The organism is Sodalis sp. RH16, assembly GCF_047324245.1.
In the GTDB taxonomy this organism is placed as follows: Bacteria; Pseudomonadota; Gammaproteobacteria; order Enterobacterales; family Enterobacteriaceae; genus Acerihabitans; species Acerihabitans ligni.
Genome location: NZ_CP178737.1, coordinates 369,415 through 385,467 on the forward strand (window position 1 = coordinate 369,415; position 16,053 = coordinate 385,467).

The following is a 16,053-nucleotide window of genomic DNA, read 5'->3' on the forward strand; positions in this document are numbered from 1 at the left end:
GTTATCTACCTCTTATGCCAGGCGCGGGTTGACTTTATCAGCATCGATGCCGAACTTGGTGATGGCCTGCGCCACCACGCCGGTGTCGATATCGCCGCGTTTGGCCAGTTCACCCAGAGCGGCAACCACTACATAAGCCGCATCCACCTCAAAGTGGTGGCGCAAATTTTCACGACTGTCGGAACGACCGAATCCGTCGGTGCCCAGTACCCGGAATTCGCTGGCCGGGATGAAGTTGCGGATTTGTTCGGCAAACAGTTTCATATAATCGGTGGAGGCCACCGCCGGCGCGTCGTTCAGCACCTGGGCAACATAAGGCACCCGCGGTTTTTCCGCCGGATGCAGCATGTTCCAGCGCTCGCAATCCTGCCCGTCGCGGGCCAGTTCGGTGAAGGAAGTGACGCTGTAGACATCGGAGCCGACGCCGTAGTCTTTCGCCAAAATGGCCGCCGCTTCGCGCACATGGCGCAGTATGGCCCCGGACCCCATCAGCTGTACCTTGCCTTTGGAGCCTTCCAGGGTTTCCAGTTTATAGATGCCCTTGCGAATGCCCTCTTCCGCCCCTTGCGGCATGGCCGGCATATGGTAGTTCTCGTTCAGCGTGGTCAGGTAATAATAGACATTTTCCTGATGTTCGCCGTACATGCGCGTCAAGCCGTCATGCATGATCACCGCCACTTCATAGGCGTATGCCGGATCGTAGGAGATACAGTTGGGGATGGTCAGGGACTGGATATGGCTGTGGCCGTCTTCATGCTGCAAGCCTTCGCCGTTCAGGGTGGTGCGGCCCGAGGTACCCCCGATAAGGAAGCCGCGCGCCTGCTGATCCCCCGCCGCCCAGCACAAATCGCCGATGCGCTGGAAACCGAACATGGAATAGTAGATATAGAAGGGGATCATCGGCAGGTCGTTGCTGCTGTAGGACGTTGCCGCCGCCAGCCAGGAGGAGGCCGCCCCCAGTTCGTTGATGCCTTCCTGCAGGATCTGGCCCTTTTCATCTTCGCGGTAGTACGCTACCTGCTCGCGGTCCTGAGGCGTATATTGCTGGCCGTTCGGACTGTAGATACCGATTTGCCGGAACAGACCTTCCATACCGAAGGTCCGTGCTTCATCGGCAATGATGGGCACCAGGCGATCTTTGATGGACGGGTTTTTCAACATGACGTTCAGCACCCGCACAAAGGCGATGGTGGTGGAAATTTCTTTTTTCTGCTCTTCCAGCAGCGCGCCGAAATCTTCCAGAGACGGCAAAACCAGCGGCTTGGTGAAATTCTTCAGGCGGGTGGGCACATAACCTTGCAGGGCCTTGCGGCGATCGTGGAGATATTTGTACTCCTCGGAGCCTTCCTTGAAGGTGATGTACGGCAATTGTTCCACCTGGTCATCAGGCACCATGTCGGACAGATTGAAACGATCGCGGAAATAGCGCACGCCGTCCATGTTCATCTTCTTGACCTGATGGGCGATATTCATGCCTTCCGCCGTTTCTCCCATGCCGTAGCCCTTGATGGTGTGGGCCAGGATGACGACGGGTTTACCGGTGGTCTTTTGCGCTTTTTGCAGCGCGGCGAAGACTTTGCGCGGGTCGTGGCCGCCGCGGTTCAGCGCCCAGACCTCGTCGTCGCTCATGTCCTTGACCAGCGCGGCGGTTTCCGGATATTTACCGAAGAAATGCTCACGCACGTAGGCGCCGTTTTTCGATTTGAAAGTCTGGTAATCGCCGTCGACGGTTTCATTCATCAATTGAATCAGTTTGCCGCTGGTGTCTTTGCGCAGCAGTTCGTCCCAGCGGGTGCCCCAAATCACCTTGATCACTTCCCAGCCGGCGCCGCCGAAGATGCCTTCCAGCTCGTTGATGATTTTACCATTGCCGGTCACCGGGCCGTCCAGGCGCTGCAGGTTGCAGTTGATGATAAAGACCAGGTTATCCAGCTTTTCGCGGGTGGCGATGGTAATCGCCCCCTTGGATTCCGGCTCATCCATCTCGCCGTCGCCCAGGAAGGCATACACGGTCTGAGCGGTGGTGTCTTTCAAACCGCGGTGATTAAGATACTTCAGGAATTTGGCCTGATAAATGGCGCTCACCGGCCCCAATCCCATGGACACCGTGGGGAACTGCCAGAACTCCGGCAGCAGCTTCGGATGGGGATAAGAAGGCAGGCCTTTACCGTGCACTTCCTGCCGGAAATTATTCATTTGATCTTCGGTCAGGCGGCCTTCAAGAAAGGCGCGGGCATAGATGCCAGGGGAGATATGGCCCTGGAAATAGACCAGATCGCCGCCGTCCTTGTCGCTGCGGGCGCGGAAGAAATGATTGAAGCACACTTCATAAATAGTGGCTGAGGATTGGAACGATGCCATATGGCCGCCCAGATCCAGATCTTTCTTCGAGGCGTGCAATACCGCCATCACCGCGTTCCAGCGTATGGCCGAACGAATGCGGCGTTCAAGTTCCAAATTACCAGGGTACTCAGGCTGATCTTCTACCGGGATGGTATTGATATAATTACGGCCTGAAGCACCAGCAGCGATACTGACGCCACCTTTACGAGCCCCGTCCAGCACTTGATCAATCAAGAACTGGGCGCGCTCAATACCCTCTTCACGGATAACCGATTCGATCGCCTGTAGCCAGTCGCGTGTTTCGATCGGATCCACGTCATTGTATAAACGTTCTGACATGGTGGTGTTCCTTATCTATCGCTAATAATTGGTTTAGTTGGAGCCTGTCTTCCTGTATTCACTAAGGTAAACACACGAAGACAGGCCCATTGCTTTCGTTGCCGCATTCAGATCCCGTTGCCGGGATCTTAGTCCTTGCGTTGCTGGAGACGGCGCAGGGAACGTTCGCGCCGGCTGTGTTCTCGGCTGAGATCCAGCAAAATTTCCTCAATAAACGCCAGGTGGCGATGTGAAGCCTCGCGCGCTTTTTCCGGCTCGCGTGCTACTATCGCCGCAAAGATCCCGGCGCGGTGGCTGCTCACCTGTGCCAGCATTTCGCGGCGTGAGTAGAGCAATTCAAAATTCTGTCGTACGTTTTTTTCCAGCATCGGCCCCATGCAGCGCACCAAATGTAATAAAACCGCATTATGTGCGGCTTCGGTGACAGCAATTTGATATTGCAGAACGGCGTCGGCTTCAGCGTCGCGATCGCCGCTTTCCTGAGCCTGCTGGATAATCTGGTGACAGTCGCGGATACGGTCCAAATCTTCTTCGGTTCCGCGCAATGCGGCATAATAAGCGGCAATGCCCTCAAGGGCATGGCGGGTTTCCAATAGGTCGTATTGCGATTCAGGATGTTCGGCCAGCAGTTCAGCCAGGGGGTCGCTGAAGCTTTGCCAAAGATTACTTTGCACGAAGGTCCCCCCGCCCTGGCGTCGCAACAGCAATCCTTTGGCTTCCAAACGCTGGATTGCTTCTCGCAGGGAGGGCCGGGAAACGTCGAATTGTTTTGCCAGTTCACGCTCGGGTGGCAATTTTTCACCGGGACGCAGCGTGCCTTCCAGGATGAGATACTCCAATTGCTGCTCTATAACGTCCGATAACTTTGCCTGGCGGATTTTACTGTAAGCCATTTATCTTCATCTCTGCGAATGGCGCGGAGTCAATTGGTAATACCAATTTCATAAACGTGACGCTAAAGTAACAAAGTATTCACCTTCTGTCCATCCTGGCATTGACCTAAATCATGAAACCCCGCACATTTAAACAATTGCACTATGCATGTGCTGCAATTTGATAACCATCCAGTATAAACCACCGAGAATGGATTGTGACAAATTTAACGATTATGCAACTTTAAATGTTGTTGCTGAAGCGTTTGAGCCAGCTAAAATTCGCACAAAAAAACCAGATATCGAATAATTTTAAAATTTTAACTTTTTTTTAACTGGAATTATTACAATTTTCGCTCATGGCGCCGATCTTGGAAAAATGCGGCAGATCACGGCGTTTTACAATTCTCGCCAGCGGCTTGATAAATCAGGTGCAAACTTTTTCCCTTACCACTATTCTTGTGCCGACGACAGACCGGGAAGTGATTTCTTTTTTCGGCGAACGTAAAAAAATAAGTACAAAAACGACAGAGGATTTTACGATGGATGGTAAACAGCGCAGTGAGACGCTGAAACGCGGGTTGAAAAATCGCCATATTCAGCTTATCGCCTTAGGCGGCGCTATTGGTACCGGCTTGTTTCTGGGCATTGCGCAAACCATTAAAATGGCGGGACCGTCGGTAATTCTAGGGTATGCCATCGGCGGTTTTATCGCCTTTCTTATTATGCGGCAACTGGGCGAAATGGTGGTTGAGGAGCCGGTGGCCGGGTCATTCAGCCATTTTGCCTATAAGTATTGGGGCAATTTTGCCGGTTTTGCATCGGGATGGAACTATTGGGTACTGTACGTATTAGTTGCCATGGCCGAACTTTCCGCCGTGGGCATCTATATGCACTACTGGTGGCCGGACCTGCCTACCTGGATATCGGCGGCGGTGTTTTTCATACTCATCAACGCCATTAACCTGGCCAACGTCAAAATCTACGGTGAGATGGAATTCTGGTTCGCCATTATCAAAGTAGCGGCCATCATTGCCATGATCCTGTTCGGCGGCTGGCTGCTTCTGAGCGGCCATGGCGGTCCCGAAGCCAGCGTGACCAACCTCTGGGCCCAGGGAGGTTTTTTCCCTAACGGCGTCAACGGCTTGTTTATGGCTATGGCGGTTATCATGTTTTCCTTCGGCGGTCTGGAATTGGTGGGTATTACCGCCGCCGAGGCCGACACGCCTGAAATCAGCATTCCCAAGGCCACCAACCAGGTTATCTACCGTATCCTGCTGTTTTATATCGGCTCACTGGCTATTTTGCTGTCCCTTTACCCCTGGAGTAAGGTGGTGGAAGGAGGCAGTCCGTTTGTCCTGATTTTTCACGCCCTCAATAGCGATTGGGTCGCGACGATACTGAATCTGGTGGTGTTGACCGCGGCGCTGTCGGTCTATAACAGCTGCGTTTACAGCAACAGCCGCATGTTGTTCGGCCTGGCGCGCCAGGGCAACGGCCCCAAGGCTCTGCAGAAAGTCGATCGCCGCGGCGTACCTGTCGCCGCCATCGGCGTTTCGGCGCTGGCCACCGCCATCTGTGTGCTGATTAACTATCTGATGCCGGGCAAGGCTTTCGGTCTGCTGATGTCGCTGGTGGTATCAGCGCTGGTCATCAACTGGGGCATGATCAGCCTCGCCCATTTGCGGTTTCGCCGCAAAATGGCGCAGCTCGGACGGGTCACCAAATTCCAGGCGTTATGGTATCCGTTCGGCAATTACCTTTGCCTGCTGTTTATGGCGGCAATCCTGGTGATTATGCTGATGACCCCAGGGATGGAAATCTCGGTTTATCTCATCCCCGTATGGGTATGTCTGCTGGGTATCGGTTTTTACTTCAAGCAAAAAAGCCAGCGCGCCGCCGGCGCTGTGACCCGCTGATCTTATCCCCTTCGCCGATCGGTCCCGATCGGCGAAAAAAACGCCGTAAAAACCATCCGTACCGACCCGCAGAAGTACACATCCGCTACTCCCTCGCGGTATCACGGCCTATGCCATAGCCCTCACAAATTTAAGGTGATAACCGGTTTATCCATTTCTATAACCGGTTGTTACACCCTCCTCTCCCTTGAATAGGCCAATACTGGCTGCGGGTAGTGCATGTCCTGTATACAAAGGAGAGGTGAACCATGAAAGCAGAGGCATTGTCATTAAAGGAAAAAATCGGATTTGGCATGGGGGACGCCGGTTGTAACATGGTGTGGGGATCTATCACCATGTTCCTGGCCTATTTTTATACCGATATTTTCGGCCTGGCGCCGGCGCTGGTGGGAATATTGCTGCTATCGATACGCATTATCGATGCCGTCACCGACCCGGTCATGGGCGCCATCGCCGACCGCACCCGATCCCGATGGGGCCGCTTTAGGCCTTATTTATTATGGCTGGCGGTGCCTTTTGCCGTCTTCAGTGTCCTGATGTACACCACGCCCGACTGGAGCTATTCCGCCAAGGTAGTTTACGCCTTTGTCACCTATTTCTTGATGTCGCTGATTTATACCGCCATCAATATTCCCTATTGCGCTCTGGGTGGGGTGATTTCCAACGATCCCCAGGAACGGGTTTCCTGTCAATCCTGGCGTTTTATTCTGGTGGGAGTGGCAACCCTGATTATTTCCCTCACCCTGCTGCCGATGGTGGATTGGTTCGGCGGCGGCAACCGGGCGCAAGGATTTCAATGGGCGATGACGGTATTATCCATTATCGGCTGTCTGATGTTTTTGTTCTGCTTCGCCACCGTTCGGGAACGGATACAACCCGCGACCCCCACCAATGATGCATTGAAAGCCGACCTGCGGGATATTTGGAAAAACGATCAGTGGGTACGCATACTGGTGCTGACCTTTTTTAATGTCTGCCCGGGATTTATCCGTATGGCCGCCACCATGTATTACGTTACCTATGCCATGGAGAAAAGTTCGGGATTCGCCAGTTTGTTCATCAGCCTTGGCGTGGTGGGCATGATGATCGGCAGCGCCCTGGCCAAACCCCTGACCGATAAATATTGCAAACTTAAAGTCTTTTTCTGGACCAATATCGTATTGGCTGTCTTCTCCAGCGGATTCTATTTCCTCAATCCGCATCTGGCGGGATTGATTCTGGTGATGTACTTCATATTGAATATTCTGCATCAGATTCCCTCCCCCTTGCACTGGTCGCTGATGGCGGATGTGGACGATTACGGCGAATGGAAAACCGGTAAGCGCATTACCGGCATCAGCTTTTCGGGCAATCTGTTTTTCCTGAAGGTCGGGCTGGCCGTGGCGGGGGCGTTCGTCGGTTTTATTCTTTCCGCCTACGGTTATCATGGGGACGCCGTCCGGCAAAGCCCCGGCGCGATACAGGGGATCGTTTTGCTGTTTACCGTCATTCCGGGTATCGGTTATCTGATAACCGCCGGGGTGGTCCGGCTGCTGAAAGTCGATCGCCAACTGATGCGTCAAATCCAGTCCGATCTGGAAGCAAGACGCTTACAGCCCCACGAGTCCGCTGAATGGCGCGAACCCCGGCCGCTGGAAACCAAGCATCCTTAACCGCGAAAAAGGGAGAGGTGAACATCATGAGCCAAACTCAGTGGCCCAATCCATTAATCGAGCAGCGTGCCGATCCTTACATCTACCGGCATTTCGATGGTTATTATTATTTCACCGCCTCGGTGCCGGAATACGATCGGCTGGAGATTCGACGCTCGGCTACCCTGGGAGGATTATCCCATGCCGAACCGGCGGTGGTGTGGCATAAACACCAGCACGGGGAAATGAGCGCGCTGATTTGGGCGCCGGAACTGCATTTCATCGACAAAAAATGGTATCTCTATTTTGCCGCCGCCCATTCGCCGGAGATTGTCGACGGGCTCTTCCAGCATCGCATGTTCGTCCTGGAATGCGCCGACGGCAATCCCCTCACCGGCACCTGGATCGAAAAAGGGCGCATACGGACCCCGCTGGACACATTCTCCCTGGACGCCACCCATTTTTTCCATCAGGGGCGGCACTATTATGTCTGGGCGCAAAACGATCCGGACATCCGGGGCAATTCCAATCTCTATCTGGCCGAGATGGCCACGCCCTGGTCGCTGAAAACCCCGCCGTCAATGCTGAGCAAACCTGAACTGCCCTGGGAAACCAATGGTTTTTGGGTCAACGAAGGGCCGGCGGTCCTGCGCCACGGACAGCGGCTGTTTATCACCTATTCCGCCAGCGCCACCGACGCCAATTATTGCATCGGCCTGCTTTGGGCGGATATCAACGACGATATCACCGATCCCCGGGCCTGGCATAAACTGCCGCAGCCGGTCTTTCGCACCCACTGGCAAAACCGGCAGTTCGGCCCGGGCCACAACAGCTTTACCCTAAGTGAAAACGGCGAGGATGTGCTGGTCTATCACGCCCGATCCTATACAGAAATCACCGGCGACCCGTTATACGACCCCAACCGCCATACGCGGATCAAGGTTTTTCATTGGGATGAAGAAGGCATGCCCCGCTTCGGCGAACCGCCGGCGGACTACGCCTGATGGCCTCAGACCAATGCGCCGTAAATGGTCAATAGCGCCACCACCACCACGATCACGTTGGTTATCTTTTTCGCCAGCGAAACCGCCGCCCGCGGGGTTTGCACCTCATCCAGGTGCGGGTCCCGCGCCAGGGAGAACTGCGCCAGGCGGGTCAGTACCTGATACTGGCCGGTATGCAGGTCCGCCAGCGAGGCAAACCAGGCCGGCAGGGCTTTTTCGCCGTGTCCCAGCAAGGCGTAAGCTACGCCTGCCAGCCTGACGGGTATCCAGTCCAGCCAGTGCAGCATAGTGTCTATACCGGACTGCGCCCGCTTCAGCGGAGTGGCGCGGCGCGCCAGCCAGGTCTGCCAGGCGCGCAAAAAAGCATAACCGGCAAGCAGAACCGGACCGTAGGGTCCGCCGGACACCAGCCAGAACAACGGCGCCAGATAAAAACGGAAATTGATCCATAGCAGCGCATTTTGCAATTCGCGCAAACGTTCTTCTTTATCGCAATCCACCGGCAGACCGTGAATCAGAGTCAACTCTTCGCTCATCGCGTCGCAGGCATGGCCGTCTCCCCGCGCGGCGGCGGTGATATAGGCCCGATAGTGCTTGCGAATGCCGCCCGCACCGATGCAAAGCAGGGAAATCAAAATCCATAACAGCAGCCGCGGCGCGCCGAAGAAAAAATTCCCCGCCAGCCTCAGGCATAGCGCCACCGCGACCATCCAGCAAATCGCCAGCAAAATCGTCAGTGCCGGAGATACAAAGCGGGTACGGGCAAACACCCGCTCAAAATAGTGATCCAATTGCCAGTGATCGCCCATTTTAAATAAGCGTTCCCATGCCAGTACCAGTAATAATGTAAACAGTGTCATGAATCCTGGTGCTCCCTGTCTCGGTCCTCGGTGCTCGGTGAAATCAACTCCCTATAATGATGCCATAGAAAAGCCGGTCCGGGATCGGTTTTACGGACGGGGGCAATATCGCTATGACCGGCTATGCGGGCCGGCGTAATCGGATAATGCCGCATCAGTAGCCGCGTAAGTTCGGCCAGCCGGAGGTATTGCTCATCGGTATAAGGCTGATTATCGGTACCTTCCAACTCGATGCCGATGGAAAAATCATTACAGCGTTCCCGCCCGGCGAAACATGAGACGCCCGCATGCCAGGCGCGGCGATGAAACGGCACATATTGCACAATCTCGCCGTCGCGCCGGATCAGGCAGTGGGCCGATACCCGCAGGCCCTGTATCTGTGAGAAGAAAGGATGTTCGTCTGGGGTAAGCGTGCCGGTAAATAAGCGATCGATATAGGGTCCGCCAAACGATCCCGGCGGCAAACTGATACCGTGCACCACCAGCAGCGAAGGAATTTCGCCGTTCGGCCGTTCATCGCTATGGGGGGACGGGACCCGTTTAGTGCCTGTTAACCAGCCGTTTTCCAACTCCATTCGCCACCTCCGCTCTCTGCCTCCACGCTCTTTACCCTAAATAGTTCGAATTGCAGGTGGGATGAGCGAGTACAAATCTGCAGGAGCAGATTTGAACGCGACTTGCCGCGACCCCGCCAGGGGCGAGGCCCATGGAGGGGCCGGGTATGGCCAACGCACCTGCAGCTTGAAGTATGACGGGTATGGCTGTCGGCAGTAGTACTTATCTAAGCAACAGAGTAGCATGTTTCCTCTATTCTCTTTATTCGCTATTTCGGAGTTTTTATGCCGACACGTCGTTATAACGCTGAACGCCGCCGGGCCGAATTGCTTGAGCGTATTCAGTATGATATCCCCTTGACCGTTACCCGGGCGCTCAGCGAAGACCTGGGGGGCACCGCCGATCCCGAGGCCGATATTACGGCGCAATTATTGCCCCGTGACAGCCAGGCCGAGGCGGTTATCATCACCCGCGAAAACGGTATTTTCTGCGGGCAGCAATGGCTGGAGGAAGTGTTTCGCCAGTTAGGGGACGGGATCCGGGTGGAGTGGCAGGTGAAGGACGGCGATGCCATCCGGGTTAACCAGCCGCTGTGCCGGCTGCGTGGACCGGCGCATTTATTGCTGACCGGTGAACGCACGGCGCTGAATTTTGTGCAGACCTTGTCCGGCGTGGCGTCGGAGGTGAAGCGTTATGTCGATAAGCTGGCGGGTACCCATACCCAACTGCTGGATACCCGTAAAACCTTGCCCGGACTGCGGACCGCGCTGAAATACGCGGTACTGTGCGGCGGCGGCAGCAATCACCGGCTGGGCTTGGCGGACGCCTTTTTGATTAAGGAAAATCATATCATCGCCGCCGGGTCCATCGCCAAGGCGGTGGAAAACGCCGTGGCTCTGCGCGCCGACGTGCCGGTGGAGGTAGAGGTGGAAAGCCTGGATGAACTGCGCCAGGCCCTGGAGGCCGGCGCCGATATCATCATGCTGGACAACTTTACGCTGGCGGATATGCAGCGGGCCGTTGCCGCCACCGGGCAACGGGCTTTGCTGGAGGTTTCCGGTAACGTTACCCTGGAAACCCTTCACGAATACGCCGCCACCGGCGTGGATTATATTTCCGTCGGCGCGCTGACCAAACACATCCGCGCCCTCGATCTGTCCATGCGATTCCAATAGCAGCGCCGGCATGGCGGACAGGGTGTCCAGGCAGTTATGGCAGCGGTACCGTATCGCTTAGTGACCGCTGAATGTCCGGTCCAGTTCCGCTATCAGCGCTTCGAGCCGGCTGAAGCTTGCGGCGGTCTGTTGATTAACGGCGGCGATAAAAATTCCATAGCCGCCTTGGGCATTGGTGACATGCACCACATAATGCCTGGCGTGATCGGCCCGACTGGTGGCAATGCCGGTCCAATTGGACAATACGCTGGTGTGGCTGTAAGTCCCCGTATTGATAAAACGCAGGCTGGGTTCACTGGTTTTCAAATAATCCACCAGTTGAACCAACGTCTGGTTCTGGTTTTTCACGACACTGAGATTCACCACAATATCATCGCTGGTAAAAGAACTGGCGAGAGTAGTAGGGTCAGCCGCAAGCTGCTTGATGGTCCAACCGCTGCCGATATTCGCCGGTACCTGGGTAATGGGGTTGCGCCATAAGTGTTCCGCCGCCATGGTGATGCCGTCATGAGGCTGTTGCGAGCGGGGGATTAGCAGGGGTAGCGTGACTTTTTGTCTGAGATAAACGCCCCAGCCCGGCAGGTATGCACTCGTAGCAAGGTAAACAAATGCCCCCGCCGCGATCAGGAGACACGCCGATAGCACGACGGTAACGCCGCGGCGCGCGGCGCGGGGATGGGTAACGCTGGTTTTATGGGGCGCGGCCGGCAAGAGCGGCGGCGGGGAGTTTAAAAGCGGTTTCAACTCATCCATGGCGGCCAACGGGGTCCACTGCGGCATCCCTTCACGCCAGACAAGACTCTGCGCACCCAATATCCGATGTTGTAATAGCTTCTCCAGCGTAGCCAAGGTTACCGGACCTTGCCGCTTACCATCCACAATGTACCACCAGCCGATCATATTGAGCATTGCCATTATTTTAATAGGGATATCAATACGGACACATTACCGCCAATATGCCGAAGGGAACTGAGGCAAAGGACTTTCTCGCGTACAGCAACGTACATTGTAAATTCTTGTTAAGGTCATATTTTATTCTATATTCACATTATCATCATCTTCTTTTCGCACACCCCTTGACCGTCCGCTATTGCCAACCCCCGCGCAAATTCCCTTAAGGCTCTATCGGCCGCCACGTTTTTTTTGCGGCATTCCCTCCCCCGCCGCGAACTGCCGCTGGCCTGCCTCCGGTGTTATCGGTAAGGTCGGCCTTGGATCAACAGGGAGGGGAACGCCGGTGAATAATCAGCAGGGATTTACTTTGGTGGAACTGATGGTGGTGATGGCCATCATCGCCACATTAAGCGCCATCGGATTGCCGGGATATCAACGTTACCTCGATAATGCCGCCCTGACCGATATGCTGCATATGCTGTCCCCCTACAAATCGGCGGTGGAATTATGCGCCATGGAGCATGGGGATATGGAGGAATGCCGCGCCGGGGAGTCCGGCATTCCGGACGGACTCTCTTCCCGCTATGTCGCCGGAGTGGAGGTTAGCGAGGGGGTTATCCGCCTGACCGGCAAGCAGGCGCTGGAAGGGCTCACGCTGGTGCTTACGCCGGAGCGGCATGCCGGCGGGTTGCTTTGGACCCGCCGCTGCGATGCCGCCGGCAAAGGTCAGCATCTGCAGCGCCCCTGCCAGGCGCTGTTCCGTTTCGACGGCGCAAAGGAGTAGGACATGATTGCCGCCCATGATACGCCGGTACAGCTCGAGGACTACATCGAGGGACTGCTTGGCGAGGCGGCGGCCAGCCGGGCTTCCGATATCCATATCGAACCCTGCCCGTCGTCGGAGTACCGCGTACGGTTTCGCATTGACGGCCTGCTGCGCAAATATGGCTTTTGCGTTCCGGCCCTGGCGGCGCGCCTGGTAGTGGGGCTAAAGATGATGGCCGGGATGGATATCGCCGAGCGCAGGCTTCCGCAAGACGGACAATTATCCTTTGGGAAACCGGATAGCGGCCATTCATGCCGCGTTGCCACCCTGCCGACCCTGTGGGGAGAAAAACTGGTGCTGCGTCTGCTGCGGCGGGAGACCGGCGGGCTCACCCTTGAGAATCTCGGCATGCCCGCGGCCCTGCGGCGGCAGTTCCTGCGCCGGCTGCAGCAGCCGCAGGGTTTGGTACTGTTCACCGGCCCCACCGGCAGCGGCAAGACCATGACGCTTTATAGCGCCATACAGGCTCTGGACCGCCACCGGCTTAATATCTGCAGCGTGGAGGACCCGGTGGAAATTCCGCTGGCGGACATTGCGCAGTGCCAGGTGAACCGTAAAGCACGGCTGGATTTTCCGGTATTGCTGCGCGCCCTGTTACGCCAGGATCCGGATGTGATTATGGTGGGGGAAATCCGCGATGCCGAAACCGCCGAGATTGCCATCAATGCCGCCCAAACCGGCCATCTGGTCTTGTCCACGCTGCATACGCTGACCGCCGCCGACGTCCTGCAGCGGCTGCGCCAGCTGGGAGTGGATCCGGCCCGCATCGGGCCGGTGCTGCGGCTGGTGATGGCGCAACGCCTGGTACGCCGCCTTTGCCCGGCCTGCCGTAAGGAAACAGCTTCAGGCGCGGCCCGCCCCCGGGAAGACTTTATGCCGGTCCAATCCTGGCGCGCGGTGGGATGCAACCAATGCCATGAGGGGTATAACGGCCGGCACGGGGTATTCCATCTGTCGTCCGGGGAGTTACTGCCGGATTCGGCGCGGGCGCAGACAGAAAGCCCAAAGCGCCCCGACGGTTTATGGCGGGCGGGCCTGGCGCTGGTGGCACAGGGCGTCACCACGGTGGAAGAGCTGCGGCGCGTACTGGGTGAACCGGCATGAACGGTTATTGGTTATATCGCTGGCGCGGTATTACCGATGAGGGCGAAATGCGGGAGGGCCACTTGCTTGCCGCCGGGAAAATGTCGGTCAGGCAGGATTTGATCAATCAGGATGTTCAGCCGCTGACGGTGCGAACTATCGGTTACCTGTCCTCAGGGTATTGGCACGACGGCCGTCTGATGGATTTGACGTCACAGCTGGCATCGCTGCTGGAGGCGGGACTGCCGATTAGGGAGAGCCTGCGCCTGCTGGCGGACGATCATCCCCGCCTCGGCTGGCGCTGCCTGCTGCGTTTACTGAGCGCAAAAATCGAGCAGGGCCACACCCTTTCTTTGGCCTGCGGCGATTTTCCCGTGGTGTTCTCACCGCTCTATTGCGGGCTTTTGGCGCTGGGAGAGCTTACCGGCCGACTGGACCGCTGTTGCCGCTTACTGGCGGAGCACGAGTTACGCCTAGGACAGTTGAAAAAGAAGGTCCGCGGCGCGCTGCGCTATCCGGCGTTTATCTGCCTGACCGCGGCGGCGGTGCTCACTCTGATGCTGACATTGATACTGCCTGAATTCGCCAGGCTCTACGCCGGCATGAATGCCCCGCTGCCGGCTCCGACCCGCGGACTGATGGCTTTGGCGGCGGCGGCGGGCGATCATTGCCTGACGGCGTTGCTGGGCGCCCTGTCGCTGTACGGAGGATATCGGCGTGTCTGCTATTATCATCCCCGTTGGCGACAGCGGACCCAGGCGACGCTGTTATACCTGCCGTGGCTGGGCAGGCTGGTACGCCATCATAATCTGCATCAATTGTTCCAGACGCTGGCCATCACCCACCAGGCGGGCATCACCCTGGATAACGGGCTGGAGATGGCCGTGCGCACCCTCCACCATCCCAGCTTCCGCCACGCGGCACAATTGCTGCAACAGCATATCAGGCAAGGCTTCGCCTTATACCAGGCATTTGAAGGGCAACGGCTGTTTCCGCCCCATTGCCGGCATCTTATCAAAACCGGCGAGCATACGGGAACGCTGGACGAGGTATTCCAGCAGTTGGCGCGCCTGCATGAACAGCAGACCTACCGCCTCGCCGACGGTCTGGCGCAGCTGGCCGAACCGCTGCTGCTGCTGATTATGGGCGGCCTGGTATGCGCCATGGTGATAGTGCTTTATTTGCCGCTGCTGCAGCTAGGGGAGGTGTTTGGTGATTTTTGAGGCATCGTTTCGGCAGTAAAACAAGACCCGCAGTTACCGGGCAGTAAAATAGCAACCCCCCGTCGCCTGAACGCGCAGGGGGTTGCCGGTGCGGATCGCCTTACACCCTAACGGCCGTCGGCATGACCGGATCAGGGTTGTTACAGCTGGGTAAATACCTGATTTTCCTGCTCGGCCACCCGGATAAAGGTGGTGCGCTTGGTTAACTCTTTTAGCCGGGACGCGCCGACATAGGTACAGGCCGACCGCAAACCGCCGAGGATATCGCGGATGGAGTTTTCCACCGGTCCGCGCAATGGCAGCTTCACCGTTTTACCTTCCGCGGCGCGATATTCCGCGACGCCGCCCACGTGCCGTTTCATCGCATCTTCAGAGCTCATGCCGTAAAACAGCATGAAATTCTCGCCGTTCTCCTCCACTACCGTGCCTTCACACTCGTCATGGCCGGCCAGCATGCCGCCCAGCATCACAAAATCGGCGCCGCCGCCAAAGGCTTTGGCCACGTCTCCCGGCACCGCGCAACCGCCGTCACTGACTATCTGGCCGCTTAGCCCATGGGCGGCGTCCGCGCATTCAATTACCGCGGACAATTGCGGATAGCCGACCCCTGTTTTCACACGGGTCGTGCACACCGAACCCGGCCCGATGCCGACTTTGACGATATCGGCGCCGGAGAGAATGAGTTCTTCCACCATTTCGCCGGTAACCACGTTGCCGGCGCAAATGACTTTATCCGGGCAGGCTTCCCGCGCCTTCTGCACGAAATTCACGAAATGTTCGGAATAGCCGTTGGCGACGTCGATGCAGATAAAGCGTAATAACGGCGACAGGGCCAAGATCTGCTGAAGTTTCAGGAAATCGGCATCCGACGTGCCGGTGGAAACCATGATATGCCGCAAAATAGCATCCGGCATACGGCTGATAAAGTCTGACCACTGCTGAATGCTATAATGCTTATGGACGGCGGTGAGAACATCAAAGGCCGCCAGCGCTTCCGCCATGCGGAAGGTTCCGACGGTATACATATTGGCGGCGATGATGGGAATACCCGACCAGTTGCATCCCGAATGTTTAAAAGTGAACTCGCGCTGGAGCTCAACGTCGGAACGACTCTTGAGAGTGGACCGCTTTGGGCGGATAAGTACGTCTTTAAAACCTAGCTTGATATCTTCTTCAATACGCATGCGGGATTTCCTGGTGGATGGCGAAGAATCGCAAAAATGTCCGGGTACAAAATGCCAGTTCCAGTGACGGTATCATACGCCGGATTATTGTTACGGCAAGACTGCGAAAATCGCCGGATTTACGCTACAATCGTACCAATTTATC

Annotated in this window: 13 protein-coding genes; 7 read left to right on the plus strand and 6 right to left on the minus strand. The window is 56.5% G+C overall.

Going from position 1 to position 16,053, the window contains the following annotated elements:
- Window positions 1-12: 12 nt before the first annotated feature.
- Window positions 13-2,682 (minus strand): pyruvate dehydrogenase (acetyl-transferring), homodimeric type, encoded by a 2,670-nt coding sequence (gene aceE / locus ACL2XJ_RS01705; protein WP_203523871.1) that lies wholly within the window; start codon window positions 2,680-2,682, stop codon window positions 13-15.
- 128 nt (window positions 2,683-2,810) lie between these two features.
- Window positions 2,811-3,575, minus strand: a complete 765-nt coding sequence (pdhR, locus tag ACL2XJ_RS01710; protein WP_132926026.1) for a pyruvate dehydrogenase complex transcriptional repressor PdhR — start codon at window positions 3,573-3,575, stop codon at window positions 2,811-2,813.
- Between the two features lie 521 nt (window positions 3,576-4,096).
- On the opposite strand from pdhR, the gene ACL2XJ_RS01715 reads away from it, so the two are divergent.
- The 3 genes from ACL2XJ_RS01715 to ACL2XJ_RS01725 all read left to right on the plus strand — a co-directional run bounded on the left by ACL2XJ_RS01715 (window position 4,097) and on the right by ACL2XJ_RS01725 (window position 8,108).
- Window positions 4,097-5,473 (plus strand): amino acid permease, encoded by a 1,377-nt coding sequence (locus ACL2XJ_RS01715; RefSeq protein ID WP_132926024.1) that lies wholly within the window; start codon window positions 4,097-4,099, stop codon window positions 5,471-5,473.
- A gap of 248 nt (window positions 5,474-5,721) precedes the next feature.
- A complete protein-coding gene (locus ACL2XJ_RS01720; RefSeq protein WP_132926022.1) occupies window positions 5,722-7,125 on the plus strand; it encodes a glycoside-pentoside-hexuronide (GPH):cation symporter in 1,404 nt (467 codons plus the stop codon).
- Between the two features lie 26 nt (window positions 7,126-7,151).
- Window positions 7,152-8,108 carry a family 43 glycosylhydrolase gene (locus tag ACL2XJ_RS01725; protein WP_413725463.1) on the plus strand — a complete coding sequence of 319 codons (957 nt, stop codon included), beginning with the start codon at window positions 7,152-7,154 and terminating at the stop codon, window positions 8,106-8,108.
- Between the two features lie 5 nt (window positions 8,109-8,113).
- Here ACL2XJ_RS01725 and ampE read toward each other — a convergent pair whose 3' ends face one another.
- The gene (ampE, locus tag ACL2XJ_RS01730; RefSeq protein WP_413725464.1) at window positions 8,114-8,968 is read right to left on the minus strand and encodes a beta-lactamase regulator AmpE; all 855 of its coding nucleotides are present in this window, start codon (window positions 8,966-8,968) and stop codon (window positions 8,114-8,116) included.
- Window positions 8,965-9,543 carry a 1,6-anhydro-N-acetylmuramyl-L-alanine amidase AmpD gene (gene ampD, locus ACL2XJ_RS01735; protein ID WP_203523876.1) on the minus strand — a complete coding sequence of 193 codons (579 nt, stop codon included), beginning with the start codon at window positions 9,541-9,543 and terminating at the stop codon, window positions 8,965-8,967. Before ampD ends, ampE begins: the two co-directional genes overlap by 4 nt.
- A 264-nt stretch (window positions 9,544-9,807) precedes the next feature.
- Here ampD and nadC point away from each other — a divergent pair, with 264 nt between their 5' ends.
- Window positions 9,808-10,698: a carboxylating nicotinate-nucleotide diphosphorylase gene (gene nadC, locus ACL2XJ_RS01740; protein ID WP_413725465.1), complete on the plus strand. Its 891-nt coding sequence runs from the start codon at window positions 9,808-9,810 to the stop codon at window positions 10,696-10,698.
- A gap of 57 nt (window positions 10,699-10,755) precedes the next feature.
- On the opposite strand, the gene ACL2XJ_RS01745 is transcribed toward nadC, so the two are convergent.
- A complete protein-coding gene (locus ACL2XJ_RS01745; protein WP_413725466.1) occupies window positions 10,756-11,607 on the minus strand; it encodes a DUF4339 domain-containing protein in 852 nt (283 codons plus the stop codon).
- Window positions 11,608-11,935: 328 nt separating this feature from the next.
- Here ACL2XJ_RS01745 and ppdD point away from each other — a divergent pair, with 328 nt between their 5' ends.
- Genes ppdD through hofC form a run of 3 tightly spaced genes read left to right on the plus strand, consistent with a single transcriptional unit; the run spans window position 11,936 to window position 14,724 of the window.
- Window positions 11,936-12,376 carry a prepilin peptidase-dependent pilin gene (gene ppdD / locus ACL2XJ_RS01750; RefSeq protein ID WP_132926011.1) on the plus strand — a complete coding sequence of 147 codons (441 nt, stop codon included), beginning with the start codon at window positions 11,936-11,938 and terminating at the stop codon, window positions 12,374-12,376.
- Window positions 12,377-12,379: 3 nt separating this feature from the next.
- Window positions 12,380-13,522, plus strand: a complete 1,143-nt coding sequence (locus tag ACL2XJ_RS01755) for a GspE/PulE family protein (protein WP_413725467.1) — start codon at window positions 12,380-12,382, stop codon at window positions 13,520-13,522.
- Entirely contained in the window at window positions 13,519-14,724 is a 1,206-nt protein-coding gene (gene hofC, locus ACL2XJ_RS01760; RefSeq protein ID WP_413725468.1) for a protein transport protein HofC, read from the plus strand. Before ACL2XJ_RS01755 ends, hofC begins: the two co-directional genes overlap by 4 nt.
- Window positions 14,725-14,864: 140 nt before the next feature.
- On the opposite strand, the gene ACL2XJ_RS01765 is transcribed toward hofC, so the two are convergent.
- Entirely contained in the window at window positions 14,865-15,908 is a 1,044-nt protein-coding gene (locus ACL2XJ_RS01765) for a GMP reductase (protein WP_413725469.1), read from the minus strand.
- Between the last annotated feature and the right edge of the window lie 145 nt (window positions 15,909-16,053).